The sequence below is a fragment of the Pseudomonas sp. ES1 genome, assembly GCF_050586605.1.
GTDB classification, from domain to species: Bacteria; Pseudomonadota; Gammaproteobacteria; order Pseudomonadales; family Pseudomonadaceae; genus Aquipseudomonas; species Aquipseudomonas sichuanensis.
On sequence record NZ_JBOBDM010000029.1, the window covers coordinates 1 to 24,048 of the forward strand.

At 65.7% G+C, this 24,048-nt stretch carries 18 protein-coding genes and 1 riboswitch; of the genes, 8 read left to right on the forward strand and 10 right to left on the reverse strand.

Annotated elements, in window-relative coordinates; translation table 11 throughout:
- Positions 1-165: 165 nt before the first annotated feature.
- Positions 166-1,401 carry a cation:proton antiporter gene (locus ACQ4N9_RS13775; RefSeq protein WP_390965821.1) on the forward strand — a complete coding sequence of 412 codons (1,236 nt, stop codon included), beginning with the start codon at positions 166-168 and terminating at the stop codon, positions 1,399-1,401.
- 96 nt (positions 1,402-1,497) lie between these two features.
- Here the strand turns inward: ACQ4N9_RS13775 and ACQ4N9_RS13780 are convergent, their stop codons facing one another.
- A complete protein-coding gene (locus ACQ4N9_RS13780; RefSeq protein ID WP_110994163.1) occupies positions 1,498-1,899 on the reverse strand; it encodes an acyl-CoA thioesterase in 402 nt (133 codons plus the stop codon).
- Between the two features lie 178 nt (positions 1,900-2,077).
- Positions 2,078-2,173, forward strand: a riboswitch (S-adenosyl-L-homocysteine riboswitch).
- Between the two features lie 21 nt (positions 2,174-2,194).
- On the opposite strand from ACQ4N9_RS13780, the gene ahcY reads away from it, so the two are divergent.
- The 5 genes from ahcY (at position 2,195) to ACQ4N9_RS13805 (ending at position 8,745) form a co-directional block, all read left to right on the forward strand.
- A complete protein-coding gene (gene ahcY / locus ACQ4N9_RS13785) occupies positions 2,195-3,604 on the forward strand; it encodes an adenosylhomocysteinase (RefSeq protein WP_125860754.1) in 1,410 nt (469 codons plus the stop codon).
- A 166-nt stretch (positions 3,605-3,770) separates the two neighbouring features.
- Positions 3,771-4,616 carry a methylenetetrahydrofolate reductase [NAD(P)H] gene (metF, locus tag ACQ4N9_RS13790; protein ID WP_390965818.1) on the forward strand — a complete coding sequence of 282 codons (846 nt, stop codon included), beginning with the start codon at positions 3,771-3,773 and terminating at the stop codon, positions 4,614-4,616.
- Positions 4,617-4,694: 78 nt separating this feature from the next.
- A complete protein-coding gene (locus tag ACQ4N9_RS13795; protein WP_390965816.1) occupies positions 4,695-5,771 on the forward strand; it encodes a hypothetical protein in 1,077 nt (358 codons plus the stop codon).
- Positions 5,772-5,808: 37 nt separating this feature from the next.
- On the forward strand, positions 5,809-6,609 hold the full coding sequence (locus tag ACQ4N9_RS13800) for a substrate-binding periplasmic protein (protein WP_390965814.1): 801 nt from the start codon (positions 5,809-5,811) through the stop codon (positions 6,607-6,609).
- 222 nt (positions 6,610-6,831) lie between these two features.
- Positions 6,832-8,745, forward strand: coding sequence for a DEAD/DEAH box helicase (locus tag ACQ4N9_RS13805; protein ID WP_390965812.1), 1,914 nt, complete (start codon positions 6,832-6,834; stop codon positions 8,743-8,745).
- A 73-nt stretch (positions 8,746-8,818) separates the two neighbouring features.
- Here the strand turns inward: ACQ4N9_RS13805 and ACQ4N9_RS13810 are convergent, their stop codons facing one another.
- The 3 genes from ACQ4N9_RS13810 to ACQ4N9_RS13820 form a co-directional block, all read right to left on the reverse strand.
- Complete coding sequence (locus ACQ4N9_RS13810) at positions 8,819-9,397, reverse strand: YceI family protein (protein ID WP_258705246.1); 579 nt, start codon at positions 9,395-9,397, stop codon at positions 8,819-8,821.
- A 34-nt stretch (positions 9,398-9,431) separates the two neighbouring features.
- Entirely contained in the window at positions 9,432-9,983 is a 552-nt protein-coding gene (locus ACQ4N9_RS13815) for a cytochrome b (RefSeq protein ID WP_125860762.1), read from the reverse strand.
- A 282-nt stretch (positions 9,984-10,265) separates the two neighbouring features.
- Positions 10,266-12,119, reverse strand: a complete 1,854-nt coding sequence (locus ACQ4N9_RS13820; RefSeq protein ID WP_390965810.1) for an FAD-dependent oxidoreductase — start codon at positions 12,117-12,119, stop codon at positions 10,266-10,268.
- 238 nt (positions 12,120-12,357) lie between these two features.
- On the opposite strand from ACQ4N9_RS13820, the gene ACQ4N9_RS13825 reads away from it, so the two are divergent.
- Positions 12,358-13,764, forward strand: a complete 1,407-nt coding sequence (locus ACQ4N9_RS13825) for an adenosylmethionine--8-amino-7-oxononanoate transaminase (protein WP_390965808.1) — start codon at positions 12,358-12,360, stop codon at positions 13,762-13,764.
- Positions 13,765-13,827: 63 nt separating this feature from the next.
- On the forward strand, positions 13,828-14,547 hold the full coding sequence (locus ACQ4N9_RS13830; protein WP_110994156.1) for a 16S rRNA (uracil(1498)-N(3))-methyltransferase: 720 nt from the start codon (positions 13,828-13,830) through the stop codon (positions 14,545-14,547).
- Here ACQ4N9_RS13830 and trhA read toward each other — a convergent pair.
- The 6 genes from trhA to pilH all read right to left on the reverse strand — a co-directional run bounded on the left by trhA (position 14,544) and on the right by pilH (position 24,039).
- Positions 14,544-15,161: a PAQR family membrane homeostasis protein TrhA gene (gene trhA, locus ACQ4N9_RS13835; protein ID WP_390965805.1), complete on the reverse strand. Its 618-nt coding sequence runs from the start codon at positions 15,159-15,161 to the stop codon at positions 14,544-14,546. The two genes, ACQ4N9_RS13830 and trhA, sit on opposite strands and share 4 nt — an antisense overlap.
- Before the next feature lie 128 nt (positions 15,162-15,289).
- Complete coding sequence (locus ACQ4N9_RS13840; RefSeq protein ID WP_390965803.1) at positions 15,290-15,763, reverse strand: chemotaxis protein CheW; 474 nt, start codon at positions 15,761-15,763, stop codon at positions 15,290-15,292.
- Positions 15,756-21,050 carry an Hpt domain-containing protein gene (locus ACQ4N9_RS13845; protein WP_390965801.1) on the reverse strand — a complete coding sequence of 1,765 codons (5,295 nt, stop codon included), beginning with the start codon at positions 21,048-21,050 and terminating at the stop codon, positions 15,756-15,758. The genes ACQ4N9_RS13840 and ACQ4N9_RS13845 overlap by 8 nt, the downstream gene beginning before the upstream one ends.
- Positions 21,050-23,074, reverse strand: coding sequence for a methyl-accepting chemotaxis protein (locus ACQ4N9_RS13850; protein ID WP_390966087.1), 2,025 nt, complete (start codon positions 23,072-23,074; stop codon positions 21,050-21,052). The genes ACQ4N9_RS13845 and ACQ4N9_RS13850 overlap by 1 nt, the downstream gene beginning before the upstream one ends.
- A gap of 48 nt (positions 23,075-23,122) precedes the next feature.
- A complete protein-coding gene (locus ACQ4N9_RS13855) occupies positions 23,123-23,677 on the reverse strand; it encodes a chemotaxis protein CheW (protein WP_125465834.1) in 555 nt (184 codons plus the stop codon).
- Positions 23,674-24,039, reverse strand: coding sequence for a twitching motility response regulator PilH (gene pilH / locus ACQ4N9_RS13860; protein WP_110994150.1), 366 nt, complete (start codon positions 24,037-24,039; stop codon positions 23,674-23,676). Before pilH ends, ACQ4N9_RS13855 begins: the two co-directional genes overlap by 4 nt.
- Positions 24,040-24,048 lie beyond the last annotated feature (9 nt).

The window sequence follows — 24,048 nt, forward strand, 5'->3', positions numbered from 1 at the left end:
AAGTCACACAAAACAGCTGCCCCACAGCTAACACCGCAGGGCCATAACAGGAACCATTTCTACAAATCCGGTCATAAGGTGTGTCCCGAGTGCCGCGCCAGATCATCCAAGAACTGCCCGAACCATTCGGGTAACGACTTGGAAGCCACTGTCACAGGATTCAGGATGCTTGAATTAGTTGCCGCGTTTATCTGCCTCACCACCCTCCTCACCTATGTGAACTACCGCTTCATCGGCCTGCCACCCGCCATCGGCGTGATGGTCACGGCGCTGCTGTTCTCCCTGATGCTCCAGGGCCTGAGCCTGATCGGCTTCCCCGGCCTTGAAGAACGCGTCGAAGGGCTGATGAACCAGATCGACTTCAACGACCTGCTGATGCACTGGATGCTGGCGTTCCTGCTGTTTGCCGGCGCCCTGCACGTCAACCTTGCCGACCTGCGCAGCTACCGCTGGCCGATCGGCCTGCTGGCCACCGTCGGCGTGCTGATCGCCACCGTGGTGATCGGCTACCTGGCGCACTGGGTGTTCGGTCTGTTCGGCTGGAACGTGCCACTGATCTACTGCCTGCTGTTCGGTGCGCTGATCTCGCCGACCGACCCGATCGCCGTACTCGGCGCATTGCGGACCGCCAACGCGTCGAAACCGCTGAAGACCACCATCGTCGGCGAATCGCTGTTCAACGACGGCACCGCGGTGGTGGTGTTCACCGTGCTGTTGGGCATCATCCAGCTGGGCGAGACGCCGAGCGTTGCCGACACGGCCCTGCTGTTCGCCCGTGAAGCGATTGGCGGCGTGGTCTTCGGTGGCCTGATCGGCTATGCCACCTATCGCATGATCAAGAGCGTCGAGCAGTACCAGGTCGAAGTGATGCTGACCCTGGCGCTGGTGATCGGCGGCTCGGCGATGTGCTACGAACTGCACGTCTCGGCGCCGATCGCCATGGTGGTGGCCGGCCTGATCATCGGCAACCTGGGGCGCAACCTGGCGATGAACGACATGACCCGCCGCTACATGGACGGGTTCTGGGAACTGATCGACGACATGCTCAACGCCCTGCTGTTCGCCTTGATCGGCCTGGAGCTGTTGCTGCTGCCGTTCAACTGGCTGCACCTGGCGGCGGGTGGCGTGCTGGCGGTGGCGGTGCTGGCCTCGCGCCTGCTGACCGTGGCGCCGGCGATCCTGCTGCTGCGCCGCTGGCGCACGGTGCCGCAGGGCACCATTCGCGTACTGACCTGGGGTGGTTTGCGCGGGGGCGTTTCGGTGGCGCTGGCGCTGTCGTTGCCGCTAGGTGAAGAGCGCGACCTGCTGCTGTCGATCACCTACATCGTGGTGTTGTCGTCGATCCTGATTCAAGGCCTGACGGTCGGCAAGGTAGTGAAGGGCGTGAGCCAGCAAGCCTGATACATCGTGTTGGCTTCTTCGCGGGTAAACCCGCTCCCACAGGTGTTGTGAGAGCCTGTGGAAGCGGGTTTACCCGCGAAGAAGCCAACGCAGACCTTACTCTACGGCGCTGTCCGGGAACTGGTCCTGGATGTACTTGATCTCGGTGCGCCCATGGGCGGCCGGCAAGCCATCTTCACCCAGGTTGACGAAGACCATCTTGTCCACCGTGAGAATGGCCTTGCGGCTGATCTTGTTGCGCACTTCGCACTTGAGGGTGATGGAGGTGCGGCCAAACTCGGTGGCGGTAATGCCCAGCTCGATGATGTCGCCCTGGCGCGAGGCGCTGACAAAGTTGATTTCGGAAATGTACTTGGTCACCACGCGCTGGTTGCCCAGCTGGACGATGGCGTAGATCGCCGCTTCCTCGTCGATCCAGCGCAGCAGGCTGCCGCCGAACAGCGTGCCATTGGGGTTGAGGTCTTCGGGTTTTACCCATTTGCGGGTGTGAAAGTTCATCGTGACTCCTGACCTGCCAGTTTGACGTGCGGTAATGATGGCAGACCGGCGAGTCACGCTCCATTTACCATCGACTATCGTCGCGATTAATCGACAGAAAGTCTTGGGTGTGTCACACGCGCACGGCTATAATCGCTGCCGATCAAAATGGCCCCCACAGCGGTGGCCATCCCGCCACCCGACCGAGGGGCGCTGCAGCAGGTTCGTCCTGTCAGGCTCGGTTGGGGCGTTGTCCGCCAAGCGGACGCTCAACGCACAACGGCGCCCATTCGCACACTACGAATGGAGGCTCTTCATGAGCGCTGTAAACACGCCTGCCGGCTTTGCCGATTTCAAAGTCGCCGACATCTCCCTGGCCGCCTGGGGCCGTCGCGAAACCATCATCGCCGAGTCGGAAATGCCTGCGCTGATGGGCCTGCGTCGCAAGTACCTGGCCGAGCAACCGCTCAAGGGTGCGAAGATCCTGGGCTGCATCCACATGACCATCCAGACCGCCGTGCTGATCGAAACCCTGGTTGCCCTGGGTGCCGAAGTGCGCTGGTCGTCCTGCAACATCTTCTCGACTCAAGACCAGGCCGCCGCTTCGATCGCTGCCGCCGGTATCCCGGTATTCGCCTGGAAAGGTGAAACCGAAGAAGAGTACGAGTGGTGCCTGGAGCAGACCATCCTCAAAGATGGCCAGCCATGGGACGCCAACATGATCCTCGACGACGGCGGCGACCTGACCGAACTGCTGCACAAGAAGTACCCAGCCGTTCTGGACCGCGTCCACGGCGTGACCGAAGAAACCACCACCGGCGTTCACCGCCTGCTGGACATGCTGGCCAAGGGCGAGCTGAAAGTCCCGGCGATCAACGTCAACGACTCGGTCACCAAGAGCAAGAACGACAACAAGTACGGCTGCCGTCACAGCCTCAACGACGCCATCAAGCGTGGTACCGACCACCTGCTGTCGGGCAAGCAAGCCCTGGTGATCGGTTACGGTGACGTGGGCAAGGGCTCGGCCCAGTCCCTGCGTCAGGAAGGCATGATCGTCAAGGTCACCGAAGTCGACCCGATCTGCGCCATGCAAGCCTGCATGGACGGCTTCGAGCTGGTTTCGCCGTTCATCGACGGTAACAACGACGGCACCGAAGCGAGCATCGACAAGGCCCTGCTGGGCAAGATCGACCTGATCGTCACCACCACCGGTAACGTCAACGTCTGCGACGCCAACATGCTCAAGGCCCTGAAGAAGCGTGCCGTGGTGTGCAACATCGGCCACTTCGACAACGAAATCGACACCGCCTTCATGCGTAAAAACTGGGCCTGGGAAGAGGTCAAGCCGCAGGTGCACAAGATCCACCGCACCGGCGCTGGCGACTTCGACCCGCAGAACGACGACTACCTGATCCTGCTGGCCGAAGGCCGCCTGGTGAACCTGGGCAACGCCACTGGTCACCCAAGCCGCATCATGGACGGTTCGTTCGCCAACCAGGTCCTGGCCCAGATCTTCCTGTTCGAGCAGAAGTACGCTGACCTGTCGGCCGAGAAGAAAGCCGAGCGCCTGACCGTCGAAGTACTGCCGAAGAAACTCGACGAAGAAGTGGCCCTGGAAATGGTCCGCGGCTTCGGCGGCGTGGTCACTAAACTGACCAAGCAGCAAGCTGACTACATCGGTGTGACCGTCGAAGGTCCGTTCAAGCCGCACGCCTACCGCTACTAAGCGGCAAGCTTGAAGCTGCAAGCGACAAGCAAAGGCAGACCGTGCCGTTGCCGCTTGCAGCTTTCGCATCAAAGATCTTGAACGACGCCCAAGCCAGATCGGCCATCACCGGTCTGGCTTTTACTTGCAGCTTGCCGCTTGAAGCTTGCTGCTTGAGGAACGAGTGATGTCACAAGAACGCCGCTACAGTTTCGAGTTCTTCCCCACCAAGACCGATGCCGGCCACGAAAAGCTGATGGGCGTCGCCCGCCAGCTGGCCAGCTACAACCCGGACTTCTTCTCCTGCACCTACGGTGCCGGGGGCTCCACCCGCGACCGCACGCTCAACACCGTGCTGCAGCTGGAGAACGAAGTGAAGGTGCCCGCCGCCCCGCACCTGTCGTGCGTGGGGGACAGCAAGGACGACCTGCGTTCGTTGCTGGCCGAATACCAGGCCGCAGGCATCAAGCGCATCGTCGCCCTGCGCGGCGACTTGCCTTCGGGCATGGGCATGGCCAGCGGCGAGCTGCGTTACGCCAGCGACCTGGTCGAGTTCATCCGCCAGGAAACCGGCGATCATTTCCACCTGGAAGTGGCCGCGTACCCGGAGATGCACCCACAGGCGCGCAACTTCGAGAACGATCTGGCCAATTTCGTGCACAAGGTCAAGGCCGGTGCCGACAGCGCCATCACCCAGTACTTCTTCAACGCCGACAGCTACTTCTACTTTGTCGAGCGCGCACAGAAACTGGGCGTGGACATCCCGGTGGTGCCCGGCATCATGCCGATCACCAACTACAGCAAGCTGGCGCGCTTCTCCGACGCCTGCGGCGCCGAGATCCCGCGCTGGATCCGCAAGCAGCTGGAAGCCTATGCCGACGACACCGCCAGCATCCAGGCCTTCGGTGAAGAAGTGATCACCCGCATGTGCGAACAACTGCTGCAAGGCGGCGCACCGGGCCTGCACTTCTACACCCTGAACCAGGCCGAGCCGAGCCTGGCGATCTGGAACAACCTGAAGCTGCCGCGCTGAAAATCGTCGCCATGAAGAAGGCTTTGGCTTAGGCTAAAGCCTTCTTCACTTTTGCCTCGCGATAGGTTAACGGCCCGTATGCAGCACCCAGTCTCCGCCAATCCCCAGCTTGTCTACCTGGCATTCGGCCCGGCCACCTATCACCAGGAGGCCTGTTTCAGCATCGTCAGTGCCCTCGCGCACCTGCGCAGCACGCCCGGCGAAGCCATCGACATCCAGGTCTACACCGACAACCTCGAGCCCTACCGCCAGCTGCCGGTAACCGCCCACCTGCTGGACGAAGCCACCCGCAAGGCCTGGAACCAGCCCCACGGCTATCACTTTCGCAGCAAGCACGTACTGATCCGCCAGATCCTCGAACAGCACCCGCTGGCGGTGCTCATCGACACCGACACCTTCTTCCGCGCCTCGCCCATGCAGCTGTTCCACCGCGTCGTGCCCGGCACACTGCTGTGCAACGCCATCGGCGGGCGTTTTGGCGACAACCCGCACTGCGCACTGCACCAGGCCCTGGCGGGCATCCTCAAGGAGCGCGGCCTGGCCGATGAGCAGATGCCACTGCTCAACTCCGGCGTGATCGGCCTGAACGCCAGCGACGCGGCGCTGCTCGACCAGTCCATCGCCATGATGGACGAGTTCCACCCCCTCGCCCCGAAAGCCTACACCCTCGAGGAATTCTGCCTGGCGGTGGCGGCCTATCGCACCCTCAAGGTCAGCGCGTGCACCGACGTCATCCACCACTACTGGAGCCGCAAGGCCCAGTTCCGCGCGAAGATCCAGGCCTGGCTGCGCAAGCACGGCGAAGCAATGCTGAGCGAGGCGGCGCTGGCCGATGTGCCACTGGTCAACGACCAACTGCCACGGCCACCCTCCCTGCACCGCTTGGGCTACAAGGCGTTGACCTACATGCTCCCCGGCCAGCATCGGCAGTTCGCCCGCGAACTGCTGTACGGCTGCTATCCGTATACCAACGAATTCGACCGCGCCTGCGCCTCGGCCTGGTGGGACAAGGCCCTGGAAAACCTCAGCCAGCGTCATGGCCGACCAGACCCGGAGCAGCTGCGACGCTGCCTGCGCCATCCAGGCCTGCGCCTGTCACTGGGCAGCCGCCGCGGCGAAGTCGAGTCCTACCTGCTGAATCAGCACCAAGGCTGATCGGCATGCCGGGCACGCCATCGCGGACTCGCCAGCCTTGACCCTGCCCCGCGCCCTGCTCAGCCTGTTACGCCCCTTAAGCCTGTTGCTGCTTGCCTGCCTGAGCCCACTGGCCCACAGCGAACGCCTGCGTATCGTCAGCGACGACTGGGCGCCCTACCTCTATCAGGAGAACGGCCAGCCCAAGGGCATCGACTATGAAGTGACCAACGAAGTGTTCAAGCGCCTGGGGGTCGATGTGCAATGGGAGTTCATGCCCTGGAAGCGCTGCCTGGCGATGATCCAGCAGGGCCTGGCCGACGGCGTGATGGACATCTTCCGGGTCGACTCGCGCCAGGCCTACATGGTCTACCCGGACGAGCCGATGTCCGACGTCGAGTTCGTCCTGTACCAGGCCCGTAGCCGCCGCCATGCCGTGCAGGCACTCGAAGACCTCGCCGGCCTGACCGTGGGCACCTCACCGGGTTACGCCTATAGCGATGCTTTCACCGCGTCCACGCTATTTCGTCGCGAATCGGCGCCCAGCCACGAAGCCAACTTTGGCAAGCTGGCGCTGGGGCGCATCGACCTGCTGATCACCGACCGCAAGGTCGGGCGCTACCTGAGCCGCAGGCTCGGGCTTGACCAGCAGGTCGAAGCGCTGCCACTGGTGATCGCCCGCCAGACCCAATACCTGGGCCTGGCCCGCAAGTCGGGCCGCGAGCAACTGGCCCAGGCGTTCTCCGATGAACTGCGACGGTTCAAGCAGGAGCCCGGCTACGCCGCCATCAATGCACGCTATATCGGCGAAGACGCTATTCCTTTCGCCGTTGAGCAGCAGGAACGCAGCACACGCTGATTGCTCTGTTATACTCGGGCCTTCCCGCCCGGCTCACGCCCGGACGCTCGGCCTCGCTGCAGGCATCTCGAGCAGCGGCGCAGCACACACAGTGCCCACCCGCCACCTCCAGGATGCACAGTAAACGCCCAGCTGGACCGGACGCGATCGCATCCCTCAGATGCCCGTCGCGCCAGGCAGAACACCCCATAGGGCCTAGCCCCCACGAGAACAGGATTGCCCATGTCCTTTGCTTCCCTCGGTCTCTCCGAGGCACTTGTCCGCGCTATCGAAGCCGCGGGCTATACCCAGCCCACGCCAGTGCAACAGCGGGCCATTCCCGCCGTGTTGCAAGGCCGCGACCTGATGGTTGCCGCCCAGACAGGTACAGGTAAAACCGGCGGCTTCGCGCTCCCTATTCTCGAGCGCCTGTTCCCGGGTGGCCACCCCGACAAATCGCAACGCCACGGCCCACGCCAGCCGCGTGTGCTGGTGCTGACCCCGACCCGTGAGCTGGCCGCGCAAGTGCATGACAGCTTCAAGGTCTATGCCCGTGACCTGAACTTCATCAGCGCCTGCATCTTTGGCGGCGTCGGCATGAATCCGCAGGTCCAGGCCATGGCCAAGGGCGTCGACGTGCTGGTGGCCTGCCCTGGCCGCCTGCTCGACCTGGCCGGCCAGGGCAGCGTCGACCTGTCCCACGTCGAGATCCTGGTGCTGGACGAAGCAGACCGCATGCTCGACATGGGCTTCATCCACGATGTGAAGAAAGTGCTGGCACGCCTGCCGGCCAAGCGCCAGAACCTGCTGTTCTCGGCCACCTTCTCCAAAGACATCACCGACCTGGCCGACAAGCTGCTGCACAACCCCGAGCGCATCGAGGTCACGCCGCCGAACACCACCGTCGAGCGTATCGAGCAGCGCGTCTACCGCCTGCCCGCCAGCCACAAGCGCGCGCTGCTGGCACACCTGATCACCCTCGGTGCCTGGGAGCAGGTGCTGGTGTTCACCCGCACCAAGCACGGCGCCAACCGCCTGGCCGAGTACCTTGAAAAGCACGGCCTGACCGCCGCCGCGATCCACGGCAACAAGAGCCAGAACGCGCGCACCAAAGCGCTGGCCGACTTCAAGGCCAACACCGTGCGCGTACTGGTGGCCACCGATATCGCCGCCCGCGGCCTGGACATCGACCAGTTGCCCCATGTGGTCAACTTCGAACTGCCCAACGTCGAGGAAGACTACGTTCACCGCATTGGCCGTACGGGTCGTGCCGGCCGTTCCGGCGAAGCCATTTCGATGGTCGCCCCGGATGAAGAGAAGCTGCTCAAGAGCATCGAGCGCGTCACCAAGCAGAAGATCCCGGATGGCGACTGGATGGGCTTCGATGCTTCGCAAGTCGAGGCAGAGAAACCGGAGGTGCGCGAGCGCCAGCCAAACGCCGGGCGCGGTGGCCGCAACCAGCAGGCTCGTGGCGATGCCAAGAAAGAAGGCAGCGGCGGGCGCAAGGACAAAGGCAAGGATCAAGGCAAGAGCAAGCCGGCAGCCGAGAAGTCGGCAGACAAGGACAAGGCCGACGACAAGCCGCAGCAGGGCCGCCAGCGTAAACCTCGCGATGGCAAACCCCGCCAGCAACAGGGCGGCCAAGGCCAGAAAGCTGCGCAACCGGCGCCGGCCAACCGTGATCCCGAAGAGTTCCTGGATGACGACGTCGACAACTTCGGTAACCGTGCCGACTACGTCAGCCCCTACCAAAACGCCAAGAACCAGGGCCGCAATCGTCGCCCGGGTGGTACTGGCGGCCAGGGTCAGGGCCAAGGTCAGCGTAGCGGTGCCGGCGGTCAGGCTCAGGGCCAGGGTCGCGGCAATGGCCAGCAGCGCCAGGGCCAGGGGCAGAACCAGGGCTCGGGCGAAAAACGCGCCCGTAACGGTGGCGGCAGCAATGGCGGCGCCCGTCGCGACAACAACGGTGGCCGTAACCGCCGTGACGACTCGGCCCGCCAAGAGCCGGCCGTGCGCAATCCGCGCGATTCGCAGCCGGCACCGGTGATCATCCGCAAGGAATCCAAGCTCGATCGTTACCCAACGCCCGAGCAACTGGATGACCTGCCAAGCCGCCCACGCGGTGAGCGCCCGGCGCTGCTGACCCGCAAGGGCTGACAAGCGACCTGCCCCGCGACAGGGGCAAACGAAAACGCCGCCCAATGGGCGGCGTTTTCGTTACCGAGGCAAATTACTTCTGCTTCACGCCTTCGACACTGATGTCCAGGTCGAGGGTCTGGGAAGTCGCGCCCGGGCCCTTGATGCCGAAGTCATTCAGGTTGAGGGTGGTGGTGGCGTTGAAGCCGGCACGCTCGCCGCCCCACGGGTCCTTGCCCTCACCGTTGAAGGTGGCCTTGAAGGTCACAGGCTTGGTCACGCCGTGCATGGTCAGGTCGCCAGTCACGTCGGCGGTCTTTTCACCGGTGGACTTGACGCTGGTGGAAACGAACTTGGCTTCCGGGTACTTCTTCACATCCAGGAAGTCTTTGCTGGCGATGTGCTTGTCACGCTCGGCGTGGTTGGACCACAGGCTGGCGGTTTTCAGATCGACGTTGATCTTGCTGGCCTCGGGCTTGGCGCTGTCCCAGGTGAAGTTACCGTCGAAGTCCTTGAAGGTGCCGTGGATGAAGCTGTAGCCCAGGTGGCTGATTTTCCAGTCGACGAACGCGTGCTGGCCTTCCTTGTCGATCTTGTATTCGGCGGCCATGGCCTGGCCGGCGGAGAACAGAGCGGTACCGAGCGCCAGAGCGGCAAAAGTCTTTTTCAACATCCTTACTTCCTTCCTTTGCAATTGAGGTTGAGAGTCAAGCTTTGCGGCCCAGCATACGAGTCAGGGTCGCGTCACGGTCGATGAAATGGTGCTTGAGTGCCGCCAGTGCGTGGAGCACGGCAAAGATCACCAGGCCCCAGGCCAGCCACAAATGGATGACACCGGCAGTGTCGGCCTGGTCAGGCAGGTCGCTGATCAATGCCGGCACCTCGAACAGTTCGAACACCGGGATGCCGACGCCGTCGGCAGTGGAGATCAGGTAACCGGCGATCATCACCGCGAACAGCCCCAGGTACAGCGCCAGGTGCCCGAGTTTGGCGGCCAGGCGTGTCACCTTGCCATGATTGGCCGGTGCCGGCGGCGGTGGGCTGACGAAACGCCAGAGCACGCGCAGCAGCATCACCGCCAGCAGCACCAGGCCAATGCTCTTGTGCAGGTCCGGCCCGGACTTGCGCCACGGGTCGTAGTAATCCAGACCGACCATCCACAGCCCCAGGCCGAACAACCCGAAGACCGCCAGCGCCACACCCCAGTGCAGGATGATGCTGACCAGGCCATAGCGAGAAGATGAGTTGCGCAGTTGCATGTTGGCGTATTTCCCCGTGAAAGCTGTGCACAAGACTAGCGGGTAATGTATCGAATAAAAGCGTAAAAACTTGCTTGGGATTATCGAGAAATCCGATAACAATTCTGCAAGCTTGCCATTAAGGAAACGTTAACGATAGCCGCTTGCGGTCTGGATGCCAGGGTAGTGTTGCCTGGTCCGACCCCATCGCCGGCAAGCCGGCTCCCACACATACCGCACCAACTTCAAAGCTGTGGGAGCCGGCTTGCCGGCGATGAGGCCTGGCCAGACGACGGCGAAGGCTCAGTCAGCCTTGGCCTGGCTATTCACCACCGCCTTCTTCGCGGGCTCGCTCTTGGCCATGGCTTTCTTCACTGGCGCAGGCTTGGCAGCAGGTTTGTGTGCCTGCTTGGCTGCCGGCTTCTGCACAGCAGGCTTGGCCGGCGTGGCTTTGGCAGGGACGGCTTTGACCGGCTCTTCCTTGGCCACCACGGCAGGGGCTGCCGGAGCTGGGGCCGGAGCCGGCGCCACCTCTTCAACCTTGGCGACCGGCGCGACCTTGGCCTCTGGCTTGTCGCCGCCACCGAACAGACGCGAGAAGAACCCCGGTTTGTCTTGCTTGGCCTCTTCAACCTTCACCGGTTCTGGCTTGGCAGGCGCCTTCTCGGCCTTGTCGGACGAGCCGCCGAACAGGTTGGAGAAGAACCCGCCCTTGTCCTTGGCCGCCGCGGCCGCCACGGTACCTGCCGCTGCGGTGGCTGCGACCGCCTTGACCGGGTCGAACGACTTGCCCGCCGCCAGGTCCTGCACTTGGCCTGCGGCGCGCTGGCCACTGCGCAGGGCGCCTTCAAGGGTACCCGGGTACAGCGCGTCGGTGTGCTCGCCGGCAAAGGTGATGCGTTGCACTGGGCGCTCCCACAGGCGCCAGTACTTGCTGATCTGGCCGGGGCCGAAGGCCAGGTAGGCGCCTCCCATGCCAGCGTCGGTGCTGTAGCGGCGTACTTCGTAGCCAGTGAAGGCACCACGGGCCTGGGGATAGAACGCATGCAGGCGGATCAGCACCTGATCGACCATCTGCTTGTCGCCGAACGCCTGCAGCAGGCGGGCATTGTCACCGGACAGGTTGATCACCACGTTGGCGCCACCCTTGAGCGCCGGCTCGATCCACAGCATGCCCAGGCCGGTGTTGCTGAAGATTTCACCCGACATGCGCGCACGGCTTTCCCAGACCGGGCTCTTGAACTTGAGCATCAGCTGATCGCGCCAGCCGTAGTTGGTGCCCTTGAGCGCGGCCAGGTGCTGGTTGTCCAGGCCTGGGGTCATCTGGATCTTGGCCAGCGCACGCAGCGGCACGGCCATGACCAGGTAATCGGCCTGGTAGCCGACAGAGCCGACCTTCACCGTCACGCCGTCCTTGTCCTGCACGATGGCAGTGACCGGCGAGCTGGTCTTGATGGTCTTGAGCTGCTTGACGAAGGCCTGGGCCAGCACCGGGCTGCCACCGGGCAGGCGTGCCGCGCGCAGGTCACGGTCGCTGACATTGCGGTACACACGGCTTTGCTGGGCGAAATACAGCAACGACAGGCGCGACGGTTCGTCGTAGCGGGTGCGGATCTGCTGGTTCACCAGCTGACGCGCGGTCGCCGGCAGTTGCAGCTTGTCGAGCCAGGTCGAGACGTTGATCTGGTCGAGGGCGAACAGGGTGCTGTTGGCCGCCGGGTTCAGTGGGTCTTCGATCGAGCGCGCCAGGTCATCCAGGGTCTTCTCATAGCGCTTGAGCGCCTCGGCCGTGGCCGGCTGCTTGGTGGCCAGGTCGGTGGCGCTGAAATACTCGCCGTCGATCAGGTAGCCAGGGGTACGGACAAATTCCGGCGCCGGCAAGGTACCGACCTTGAAGCGCTCCAGGTACTGGTTGAGCACCGGCTGGGTCTTGTTGTTGCCGATCCACTCGCTGGTGGCCAGGCCCGAACGCCCGCCCATGCCCGCCTTGGCCTCCAGCAGGGTGACCTGCCAGCCCTTGTTCTGCAGCTCGTAGGCGGCGGTCAGGCCCGCCAGGCCGCCACCGACCACGATCGCCGTCTTGTCCTTGGCCAGCGCGCCAGCGCTGGACACACCAATCAATACCAACGCGCACAGGCGCACCCAAGCAGCAGCCATGTCGGCGAACTCCGGTTCAGAAATCACTGAGAAAAAGGGGGAGGAATACCCCAGGGAAAGTAGCGCTAAGAATACGTCAGGTCCGCACACCCTGCCAGTTGGTCGCAGCAAGTGCTTTTAGCGGCTGGAATTTTTGTCTGAAGCCGCACCGTAGCAATGCATCCGGCGGTTGTCCCGCCTGCCCGCTTTGCTTAGGCTTACGCGGTCAAGCCACGCCGCCAAGCCAGGAGAAGTGCCCATGGGCCTCAACGATCAGTGGATGCAACGCGACCTCAAGGTCCTGTGGCACCCCTGCACCCAGATGAAAGACCACGAGCAACTGCCGCTGATCCCGATCAAGCGCGGCGAAGGCGTATGGCTCGAGGACTTCGAGGGCAAGCGCTACCTGGACGCGGTCAGCTCCTGGTGGGTCAACGTATTCGGCCACGCCAACCCACGCATCAACCAGCGCATCAAGGACCAGGTCGACCAGCTCGAACACGTGATCCTGGCCGGCTTCAGCCACCAGCCGGTGATCGAGCTGTCCGAGCGCCTGGTGGCCATGACCCCGGCTGGCCTGGACCGGGTGTTCTACGCCGACAACGGCTCGTCGTGCATCGAAGTGGCGCTGAAGATGAGCTTCCACTACTGGCAGAACACCGGCAAACCTGCGAAGAAGCGCTTCGTTACCCTGACCAACAGCTACCACGGCGAGACCATCGCCGCGATGTCGGTGGGTGACGTGCCGCTGTTCACCGAAACCTACAAGGCGCTGCTGCTGGACACCATCAAGGTGCCCAGCCCGGACTGCTACCTGCGCCCCGAGGGCATGGGCTGGGAGGAGCACTCCCGCAACATGTTCGCCGCCATGGAGCAGACCCTGGCCGAGCACCACGCGACCATCGCCGCCGTGATCGTCGAGCCGCTGATCCAGGGCGCCGGCGGCATGCGCATGTACCACCCGGTCTACCTCAAGCTGCTGCGCGAAGCCTGCGACCGCTACGACGTGCACCTGATCCACGACGAGATCGCCGTGGGCTTCGGCCGCACCGGTACGATGTTCGCCTGCCAACAGGCCGGCATCCGCCCGGACTTCCTGTGCCTGTCCAAGGCGCTGACCGGCGGCTACCTGCCACTGGCCGCCTGCCTGACCACCGACAAGGTCTACCAGGCCTTCTACGACGACTACCCGACCCTGCGCGCGTTCCTCCACTCGCACAGCTACACCGGCAACCCGCTGGCCTGTGCCGCCGCCCTGGCGACCCTGGACATCTTCGAGCAGGACAACGTGATCGAAGCCAACAAGGCCCTGTCGGCACGCATGGCCAGTGCCACCGCGCACCTGGCCGAGCATGCCCACGTCGCCGAGATCCGCCAGACCGGCATGGCCCTGGCCATCGAGATGGTCCAGGACAAGGCCAGCAAGGCCGCCTACCCCTGGCAGGAGCGTCGCGGCCTGAAGGTGTTCGAGCACGCCCTGACCCGTGGCGCGCTGTTGCGCCCGCTGGGCAGCGTGGTGTATTTCCTGCCGCCTTACGTGATCACCCCGGAGCAGATCGACTTCCTCGCCGAAGTGGCCAGCGAAGGTATCGACATTGCTACCCGCGACAGCGTCAGCGTGGCGGTACCGGCCAACTTCCACCCCGACTTCCGCGATCCGGGCTAACCAGCAGCATCGCCGCATACCCGCTCCCACAGGGTCTATGACAACCTTTTCCCGAGCTGAACCATGAGACTCTCCCGCTTCTTCATCGACGCCCCCCTGGCCCTCGGCGAGCACGACCTGCCCGAAGCCCAGGCCCACTACATCGGCCGCGTGCTGCGCATGGCTGCCGGTGACGCCGTGCAGTTGTTCGACGGCAGTGGCCAGGAATACCTTGGCCAACTGCTCGAGGTCGGCAAGAAAAGCGTGCGCGTCAGCCTCGACCAGGCCCTCCCCGGCCAGGCCGAATCGCCACTGCACATCCACCTCGGCCAGGGCCTGTCCCGTGGCGAGCGCATGGACTGGGCCATCCAGAAAGCCACCGAACTGGGCGCCAACGAAATCACCCCGATCGTCAGCGAACGCTGCGAAGTACGCCTGAAGGACGAGCGCGCCGACAAACGCCTGGCCCACTGGCGCCAGGTGGCCATCAGCGCCTGCGAGCAGTGCGGCCGCTCGACCCTGCCGGTGATCCACCCGCCGCTCACCCTGGCCGAATGGCTCAAGGCCTGCGAGGCCGACCTCAAGCTGGTGCTGCACCCGGTGGCCGAGCCGTTGACCAGCCACCCCAAGCCCGCTCGCCTGGCCTTCCTGATCGGCCCCGAAGGCGGCCTGAGCGATGCCGAAGTCGAGCAGGCCAAGGCCGCCGGCTACCACGCCGCCCGCCTCGGCCCGCGGGTGCTGCGCACCGAGACCGCGCCGGTGGTGGCGCTGTCGGTGGCGCAACAGCTGTGGGGCGATTTCTAACTGACGTAGAAGAACACCGCGACGAAGTGCATCAGGCTGCCGGCGATGACGAACAGGTGCCAGATGCCGTGCCAGTGCCGGAACCGGCTGTCGAAGGCGAAAAACAGGATGCCGACGGTGTAGAACACACCGCCGGCCGCCAGCCAGGTGAAGCCGGCAGTTCCCAGGCTGGACAGCAACGGCTTGACCGCCACCAGCACGATCCAGCCCATCACCGCGTAGATGACGATCGACAGGATGCGCGCCTCCGAGCGCGGCTTGATCTCCTGCAGCATGCCGATCAGCGCCAACCCCCAGACCACCCCGAACAGGCTCCAGCCCCAGGGCCCGCGCAGGCTGACCAGGCAGAACGGTGTGTAGCTGCCGGCGATCAGCAGGTAGATCGACAGATGGTCGAGCTTGCGCATGACCTGCTTCGCCCTGCCGCGGGTGCTGTGATAGAGGGTGGAGATGCTGTAGAGCAACAGCAGCGTGAAGCCGTAGATGGAGAAGCTGACGATCTTCCAGGGATCGCCCTGCAGGCCCGCGACGACGATCAGCCACACCGCGCCGATGCAGGCCAGTACCGCGCCGACCAAGTGGGTCCAGGCATTGAAACGTTCACCGTAATACATGCAAGCACAGACCTCCGAGGGCCAGCAGGGTTCCTGACGGCCTCATCGCGGGGCAAGCCCGCTCCCACGGTTTGCTCTCGAGCGTGGGAGCGGGCTTGCCCCGCGATAGGGCCGGGACTGCCTACATCCTAACCAAGGCCAGGTTGCAATTGCGCGTCACGCACCATCCGCTCAAGCGCCGCCAGGTCCGGCACCCGCGCCACCTGCTCGCCCACCTGCACCGCCGCCAGCTCCAGCGGGGCCAGCGGCACATCCACGTAATTGAGCTGGCTGTCGAGCTTGCACGAACGCGGAATCCCCTGCAGCAGCAGCGCCAGGTAACGCAGCCCGGTATCGCCCAGGGCATTGAGCACGACGATCCGCGCCCGCTCGCCGCACGGGGTGTGCCCACCGCAGGCGGCCTCGAAGCCGACCAGCGGCAAGCGCTGCTGGCGCCAGTCGACCCAACCCAGGTGCCAGCCAGGCTCGCCCGGCTCACAGGCGATGGCGCGGTGGCCGATCAATTCGGCCACCGCCACGTTCGGCAGCACCAGGGCACGGTCGCCCAGGGGCAGCAACAGCCCGGTCAGGCTGCTGCGCTGCCCGGCGATATGATCAAGCATGGTGCTGGCTCCAGTGGGCGATGCTCTGCAACAGGACCGACTCCTGGTACGGTTTGCCAAGGTACTCGTTGACGCCGATGGCCATGGCCCGCTCACGGTGCTTCTGCCCCGTGCGCGAGGTAATCATGATGATCGGCAGCTGCTTGAGGCGCTCGTCACGGCGGATCCGGGTGGCCACTTCGAAGCCGTCCATGCGCGGCATCTCGATATCCAGCAACAGCACATCCGGGCGGTGCTCTTCGAGCAGGGCCATGGCATCGACACCGTCCTTGGCGGTCAGCACGCTCATGCCGTGGCGCTCCAGCAGGCGGCTGGTGACCTTGCGCACGGTCACCGAGTCATCCACCACCATCACCAGCAACGCCCGGCGTGGTGCAGGCCCGGTCAGCGCGCGCTGGCCATCGCCGGCACCCGGCAGGCGCGCCAGGCGCCGTTGCTGGCCGCGCAACTGGCCCAGCAGGTCGAGAATCAACACCACCCGGCCATCGCCGAGCAGCGTCGCACCCGACAGCCCCGGCACGGCCGCGAACTGCGGCCCGAGGCTCTTGACCACGATCTCGCGGCTGGGCGACAGGCTGTCGACCTGGATGGCGAACGACTGCTCCTGGGAATGGGTCAGCAGCACCGGCAGCGGCACGCTCTGGCCCAGTAGCCCGGGCTGGCCTCCGCCCTGTACCAGCTCACCGAGATAGCGCAGGGCGTAGTCGTGGCCGGCGTAGGTGTAGCGCGGCGGGTCGAGGCGGTAGCAGGCCTCGAGCTCTGCGGCCGGCACCCGCACTATCCCTTCGATGGTATTGAGCGGGATGGCGTACTGCTCGTCGCCCAGGTGCACCATCAGCGCCCGGTTCACCGACACGGTGAACGGCAGGCGGATGAGAAAACGCGCGCCCTTGCCCGGGCTGGACTCGATGCTCATCGAACCGCCCAGCTGCTTGACCTCTTCATGGACCACGTCCATGCCCAGGCCGCGCCCGGAAATCTGGGTGATCTTTTCGGCCGTGGAGAACCCGGGGCGCAGGATGAACTGCAGGATCTCGTGGTCGCTCAAGCGCGCCTGGGGGTCGAGCAGGCCGCGCTTGATCGCCTTGTTGCGCACCGCTTCCAGCGGCACCCCGGCGCCGTCGTCGCTCATTTCGATGACGATGTCGGCGCCTTCATGCAGCAGGTTGAGGTGGATGGTGCCCTGCTCCGGCTTGCCGGCGGCCAGGCGTGCCTCGCGGCCCTCCAGGCCGTGGTCGACGGCGTTGCGCAGCATGTGCTCCAGCGGCGCCACCATGCGCTCCAGCACACTGCGGTCGAGCTCGCCCTCGGCGTTGCCGACCACCAGCTCGACCTGCTTGCCCAGCTCGCTGGCCACCTGCCGCACCACCCGCTGCAAGCGCGGTACCAGGCGTTCGAACGGCACCATCAGGGTGGCGGTCAGGCCTTCCTGCAACTGGCTGTTGACCCGCGCCTGCTGCTGCAGAAGGCTGTGGGTTTCCTGCGAGCGCTGCAGCAGGGTCTCTTTCAGGTCGAGCAGGTCCGACGCCGATTCGAACAGGGCCCGCGACAGCTGCTGCAACTGTGAGTGGCGGTCCATTTCCAGCGGGTCGAAATCGTCGTAGGCGTCGCCCTCGAACTGCTGGCGACTGGAGATCCGCCCCTGGGTTTCGATGTCAAGGCGCAGCAGCTGGTCGCGCATGCGCTCCAGCGTGGTCTCCATTTCGTTGAGGGCGAACTGCGCATCGTTGACCTGCTGTTCGATGCGCCCGCGGATCACCGTGTGCTCGCCGGCCAGGTTGCCCAGGTCGTCGAGCAGCTCGGCATCGACCTTGATCATGTCCCCGGCCCGCTCAGGCGCGGCGGCCGGCAGCTCGGCGGGCGTGGCCTCGACCTGCGGCGCGGCGGCGGCGCTGTCGGTCAGCGCCGCGCTGGAGAAGTTGCGGATGTAGTCGATCAGCGCCGTGGCGGCATGTAGCGGCTGGCCCAGGCGCACGGCATCGAGCATGTGGGCCAGGCGGTCGTGACAGTTCTGCAGCAGGCTGAACAAGGCCGGCGTCGGCGGCAGCCGGCCGGCGGCCAGCAATTCGTAAAGGAATTCCAGTTCATGGGCCAGGTCGCCAATGGCGGCGATCTCGACCATCCGCGCCCCGCCCTTGAGGGTGTGCAGGTCTCGCAGCAGGTTCTCCACCTCGACCGTGCTACGCGGATCGGCCTGCCAGCGGTCCAGGGCATCGGCGGCGCTCTCGACGATGTCGGAGCTCTCTTCGAGGAAGACTTCCAGCAGCTCCTTGTCGCCTGCGGCCTGGGCCTGCTCTTCGGGCGTGCCGGGCAGCTCGGCCGGGCTGGGCGGCGGCGCGGTCTGACGAAACTCGCGCAGCTCGCCCAGCAGCGCCACTGCCGAGACCGGAGCCTCGCCCTGGCGCAGGCTGTGCAGCATCTCGGCCAGCGCCGCATGGCTGCGCCGCAGCAAGTCGAAAAGCGCTGCGCTGGCCCCCAGGCGACGGTCCACCAGCCCTTCGTAAAGCAGCGCCAACTCCTGGGCGAGCACCTCCACCGCACCGATCGCGGCCATCTGCGCCCCGCCCTTGAGGGTCAGTGCATCATGTTGCAGCGAAGACAGCACGGTGACGTTGCCCGGCTCGCCTTGCCACTGCTGCAGGGCCTGGTTGGCGCTGTCGAGGATATCCCCGGCCTCTTCCAGGAACAGCTCGACCAAGGCTGGCGCCGGCAGCGGCGTCACCCCCTCGGCGCCGACCACGCCCATCACCGACGGGTCGAGCGCATCGTCGAGCAACCCGCGCAAGGCCGCCAGGCACTCGGGGCGCGCGTTCAGGTCCTGGCCGGCGGCAATCTCGTCGAGCATATCGAGCAGCACTTCATGAGCCTGGCCGGCCACTTCGAAGAACCTCGGCGTGGCCGCCAGGCTGCCCTCTTCCACCGCGCCATACAGGTCGAGCAAGCCTTCGCAGATTTCATCCACCTGCCACAGCTCGGCCTGGTGGGCCGCATGGCTGAGGCTGGTCATGGCATCCAGCAAGGGGTCCAGCGCCTGGCGCAGCGCCGGCTGTTGCTGCCAGTGCGCCAGCTGCGCCTCGGCGTCGAGCAAGGTATCCATGCCTGCGGCCAGGAAAGCGGCGATCAACTGCGGATCGCGACGGTTGCGGCGCACCTGGTGGGGCTCGTTGTGCAACTGCGCCAGGCGTGCATCGACGGTTTGCCCGACCTGTTCGATCAGCCCGGCGGCACCGGGGATTGGCGCCAGCGGCGTGCTGCCCAGTTGCGCCAGGCCCAGGTGGAACAAGGCCCGGGCCGCTTCCAGCAGTTCGATTTCCACCAGCAGCAGGGGCAGTTCGTGGCCCTTGTACTCACGCACCAGGCGGTCGAGCGCGGTGGCAAGCTCGGCCACCGGCATCACCCCGGCCATGGCCGCGCTGCCCTTGAGCGTGTGCAATGCGCGCTGCAGGCCGTCGCTGACCGGCGTGCATTCGCCGCTGGCCGTGTGCAGGAAGGCATCGAGGCCGGCCAGATGGCCCTGGGCCTCGTTGCGGAAGATCTCCAGCAGCTGCGGGTCGAGCCCGTCGATGCTGGCGCCGGGCGCCGCGTCGTTGAGCGCCAGCGCATGCAGGTGGGCGGCCAGTTGTTCGATCTCGACGCTGGCCGGCAACTGGCTGGCGGCGAAATCGGCCAGCAAGTCGGGCAGGCGCACGAACACCTGCTGCAGCGCGACCAGGCCCTCGGCGCTGAGCGCGATACGCCCCTCCAGCACCCGGTTGAGCAGGTGCTCGGCGCCCCATGCCAGCTCCGCTACGGCTTCGGCATGGACCATGCGCCCACTGCCCTTGAGGGTATGCAGGGCGCGCCGCACTTCGATCAACGCATCGCGCAGGCTGTTGTCGGCGCGCCAGCGTAGCCAGTGGCGTTCGATTTCCGGCAGCAGCTCGCCGGCTTCTTCAAGGAATACGTCGCGCAGCTCGTCATCGATGCCATCCACGGCCCGGCCGCTGCTGGCCGACAGCTCCAGCGCCTGGCACTGCACACCCAGTGCAGCCAGGCTGGCGCGGGCCATCTCGATGAAGGGTTGCGCATCGGCCAGCGGGTCGGCCACACGCCATTGCAGGTATGCCTCGGCGGCGCACAGCGCGTCGGCCAGGTGCGCCAGCTCGTCGGGCAGTGGCTCGTCCTCCAGGTGCACCAGCCAGCCCTGCACATAACCGGCGGCGCCGGCGAACACCTCGGCGGCGGCCGGTAGCATCAGCATCGCCAGCGCCCCGCGCACCTGCTGCAACAGCCCCGGCAAAGCCTGCAGGCGTTGGCGCGACCAGTCCGACTCGAGGCAGTCGCCAATCAGGTCCTTGGCCTGCTGCAAGACGTTGAGCGACTCGTGGAGTACCAACTGGCGGATCTCGGCCAGGTCCGAGCCGGGCAGGCTGCCGGGCTGGCTTTCTTCCAGCGGGCCGACCATGCCGTTGAGCGTCGCTTCCACATACAGCAGCGCCCCGGCCACATCCATCAGCACCGCTTCATTCACGCTGTCGTCCTGCTCCACCAGGGCCTGCAACGCCAGCACCTGGTCGATGATCACCCGCCGTGGCTGCTGGAAGCCCAGCACAGCCAGGGTATCGGCGACGTGGCGCAGCGGTGCGAGCAAGGCTTGCAGCGGCGCCCGTGGCGGCCGCTCGTCACTGACCAGGGGGTCGAGCTGGTCCTTGATGCGCATCAGGTCGTCGCACAGGGCCGAGACCACCGAACGTAAGGCATCGCGCCCGGCGCCGGCCTGCATGTGCTCGCGCCAGTTGCCCAGCGACAGGTCGAGGTTGGCCAGGTCTTCGGCACCGGCCAGGCGCGTGCCGAGCTCACCCAGCAGGCTGCCCTGGGCCAGCGGCTCGGCGCCCCGGCAGGCGCGCAGCTGGTTGAGCAGCGGCATCACCACCAGCGGCAGGTCGTGGCGCGCGCCGCGCAGCCGGTCGAGGTACGGCGGCAGTTGCTCCAGGCCCCGGAACAGCGCGCCCAGGCACTCGCCGCGGGGGCTGACCTGGCCCTCGGCCATGGCCCGCCCGAGCAGCTCCAGCTCTTCGGCCAGGCGCGTGGCGCCGGGCAATTCGAGCATGCGCAGGCAACCGTGCACCTGGTGCAGGTTGTCGACGAAGAAGGTCAGGTTCGACAGGTCGTCCGGCGCCCCGGTGAAATGTTCCAGGGCCTGGCGCGCCTGGCCCAGGCAATCGAGGATGGGCGCCTTGGTCCAGGCCAGGGCGACCGTGTCATGCCGTTCGCTGTTCACCGCCACCGAGGTCATGGGCGCTTCCATCACTGGCGCTCGGCCGCAGCCGGCAGGGTGAAGCCCGACACCGAGCGGCGCATTTCACTGGCCATGCGCGCCAGGTGGCGGATGCTGTCGGCGGTGGCGCCGGAACCGGCGGAGGTCTGCGCGGTGATCTGCTGGATCACCGCCATGGTGTGGGAGATCTGCCCGGCGGACGAAGTTTGCAGCTGGGCGGCGTCGGAGATGCTGTGGATAAGTTCGGCCAGGGTCTGCGATACCCCTTCGATCTCGGCCAGCGCCACCCCGGCGTCCTGCGCCAGGCGCGCGCCGCGCACCACTTCGGCGGTGGTCTGCTCCATGGAAATCACCGCCTCGTTGGTGTCGGCCTGGATGGTGCGCACCAACGCCTCGATCTGCCGGGTGGCCGACGACGAACGCTCGGCCAGGCGTTGCACTTCGTCGGCGACCACGGCAAAGCCGCGCCCGGCCTCGCCGGCCAGCGAGGCCTGGATCGCCGCGTTGAGGGCGAGGATGTTGGTCTGGTCGGCAATGTCGTCGATCAGGCTGACGATGTCGCCGATTTCCTGGGACGACTCACCCAGGCGCTTGATCCGCTTGGCGGTGTCCTGGATCTGCTCACGGATGTTGTCCATGCCGTTGATGGTGTTGTGCACCACCTCGTTGCCCTTGTTGGCGATGGCGACCGAACGCTCGGCCACCTTGGCCGACTCGTAGGCGTGGGCCGATACCCGGTCGATCGACTCGACCATGTCGCCCACCGCCTCGGAGGCCTCGCTGATCTGCGCGGCCTGGTGCTCGGAGGCCTTGGCCAGCTGGCGCGCGGTGTTCTGGGTGTCCTGCACGGCGGCAGCGACCTGCTCGGCGCTGTGGTTGATGGTGGCGACCAGGTCGCGCAGCTGGTCGACCGAGTAGTTGATCGAGTCGGCGATGGCGCCGGTGAAGTCTTCGGTGACCGCCACGGTGACGGTGAGGTCGCCGTCGGCCAGCTCTTCGATTTCGTCGAGCAGGCGCATGATCGCCTGCTGGTTGCGTTCGTTCTTCTCGGCGGTTTCGCGCAGCTGGCGGTGGGTGGCGCGCACCATCACCAGGCCGATGAGGATGATCGAGGCCAGCGCCAGCAGGCCCAGCACGTAGCCGCCAACGGTGTCGAGGGTGCGCCCGCTGGCCAGGTTTTCGAAGCCGTTGGCCAGGTGCGAGGCCTCGTCGAGCAGGGTTTGCGAGAGGCTGAAGATGTTGCCGGCGGCTTCGCGCACACGGAACAGCTCGGGCGAGGTTTCGAGAATTTCGTCCACCGAGCCGGCAACGAACTGGAACAGCTCGGCAATTTCAGCCAGGCGCGCGCGGGCATCGGCGTCTTCGACCCGGGTCACCTGGATCGCCGGGTTGCCGGCGAGCATGCCTTCGAGCACCTGGCCGAAACGGCTGGCGTCACGCCCGAAGGTGTCGGCGGCCTGCACCGAGCTGTCGTCGCCGGCCAGCACGGTGTTGACCGAACCGAGAATGCGCTCGGCCAGCAACAGCTGGCGCTGGGCCACCGCCACCTGGCTGGCCGGGGCACCGCTTTGCAGGAGGATCTCCACCACCTTTTCGTACTCGACCTGCAACTGCGGCACGGTCTCGGCCAGGGTGGCCGCCACCTGGTGCAGCGACAGCACGGTCTGTTCGCTGGCCAGGATGGTGTCGGTGTTCTTGCGCAGGTTTTCCCAGTCCTGGCGCACCGCGTCCATTTCGTCGCGCACGGTGGCCGGGGCGGCGGGCAGGCCGGTGGCCTTGTCGCCCTCGCGCAGGTAGCTCCAGCGCCGCTCGAAATCGTTGCGCGCATCACTGAGCAGGCGGAACGCCAGGGCCTTGCCGGCTGCCGCCTCGGTGGCGTTCTTGGCGATGCGCTGGGACAGCACGCGCAGCTCGCCGGCATGCCCGATGTACTGCTTGTCGTGGTTGGCCTGGGTGTTGAGGTAGGCGAAGTTGGCAAACAGCAGCACGATCGACAGGATCAGCACCACGAACAGCACGGTGATCTGCGCGCTGCTGCGCGGGCGTTGGGCCACGGCGGCGGGGGAAACGGAGGGGCCAGGCTTGTTCACGTCGAAAGTCCTCTACAACGCCACATCGAGAAAGCCCGGCGCCTGGGCCAGGGCGAACGGGCTGAAGATCGCCCAGTTGCGCTCACGGGGGAAATGCCCCTGCACGAAGGGTGCGGCGGCGCGAATCAAAGGCTGCGGCGGCGACAGTTCGAGGCTGCTCAGGGCGAAGTGCTGCAGGCCCACCACCTCGTCCACCAGCAGCCCGGCGAACAGCTCTTCGTGGTCCAGCACCAGCACCCGCCGCTGCTTGCCCGCCGCCGCAGGGCCTAAGCCGAAGAACGCGCTCAGGTCCATCACCGGCAACAGCCGCCCACGCAGGTTGGCCACCCCGCATACCCAGGGCTGTACCCCCGGCACCCGGCTGCTGCGTGGCTCACGCAGCACTTCGGCAATTTCACCCATGGGCGCGACGAACCATTGCCCGGCAATGCGAAAGCCGATGCCGCTCCACTGCTGCAGGCGGGTGTCCTGGAGCGGCTGGTCGGCCACCAGCAGGCGGCAACGCCGGTCGATGTCCAGCAGCAGCTCGAAGGCGGTCAGTGCCGCGCCCTGAGGGCGAGTGGTCAAGCGCCGAGCACCTCGACCAGCTTGGCGATCAGCGCGTCCTCTTCCACGGGCTTGGTCAGGAAGTCGCGGGCGCCCTGGCGCGTGGCCCAGATGCGGTCGGTTTCCTGGTCCTTGGTAGTGACCACGATCACCGGGATGGCGCTGGTTTCCGGGTCCTTGCTCAGCTGGCGGGTGGCCTGGAAGCCGTTCATGCCGGGCATGACGATGTCCATCAGCACCGCATCGGGCTTCTCCTGGCGGGCCAGGGCCACGCCGTCGGCGCCGTTGCTGGCCTTGAGCACCTGGTGGCCGTGTTTTTCCAGCCACTCGGTCAAGCGGTACATCTCGGTCGGCGAATCGTCGACAATCAGAACTCGGGCCATGCTGTTTCC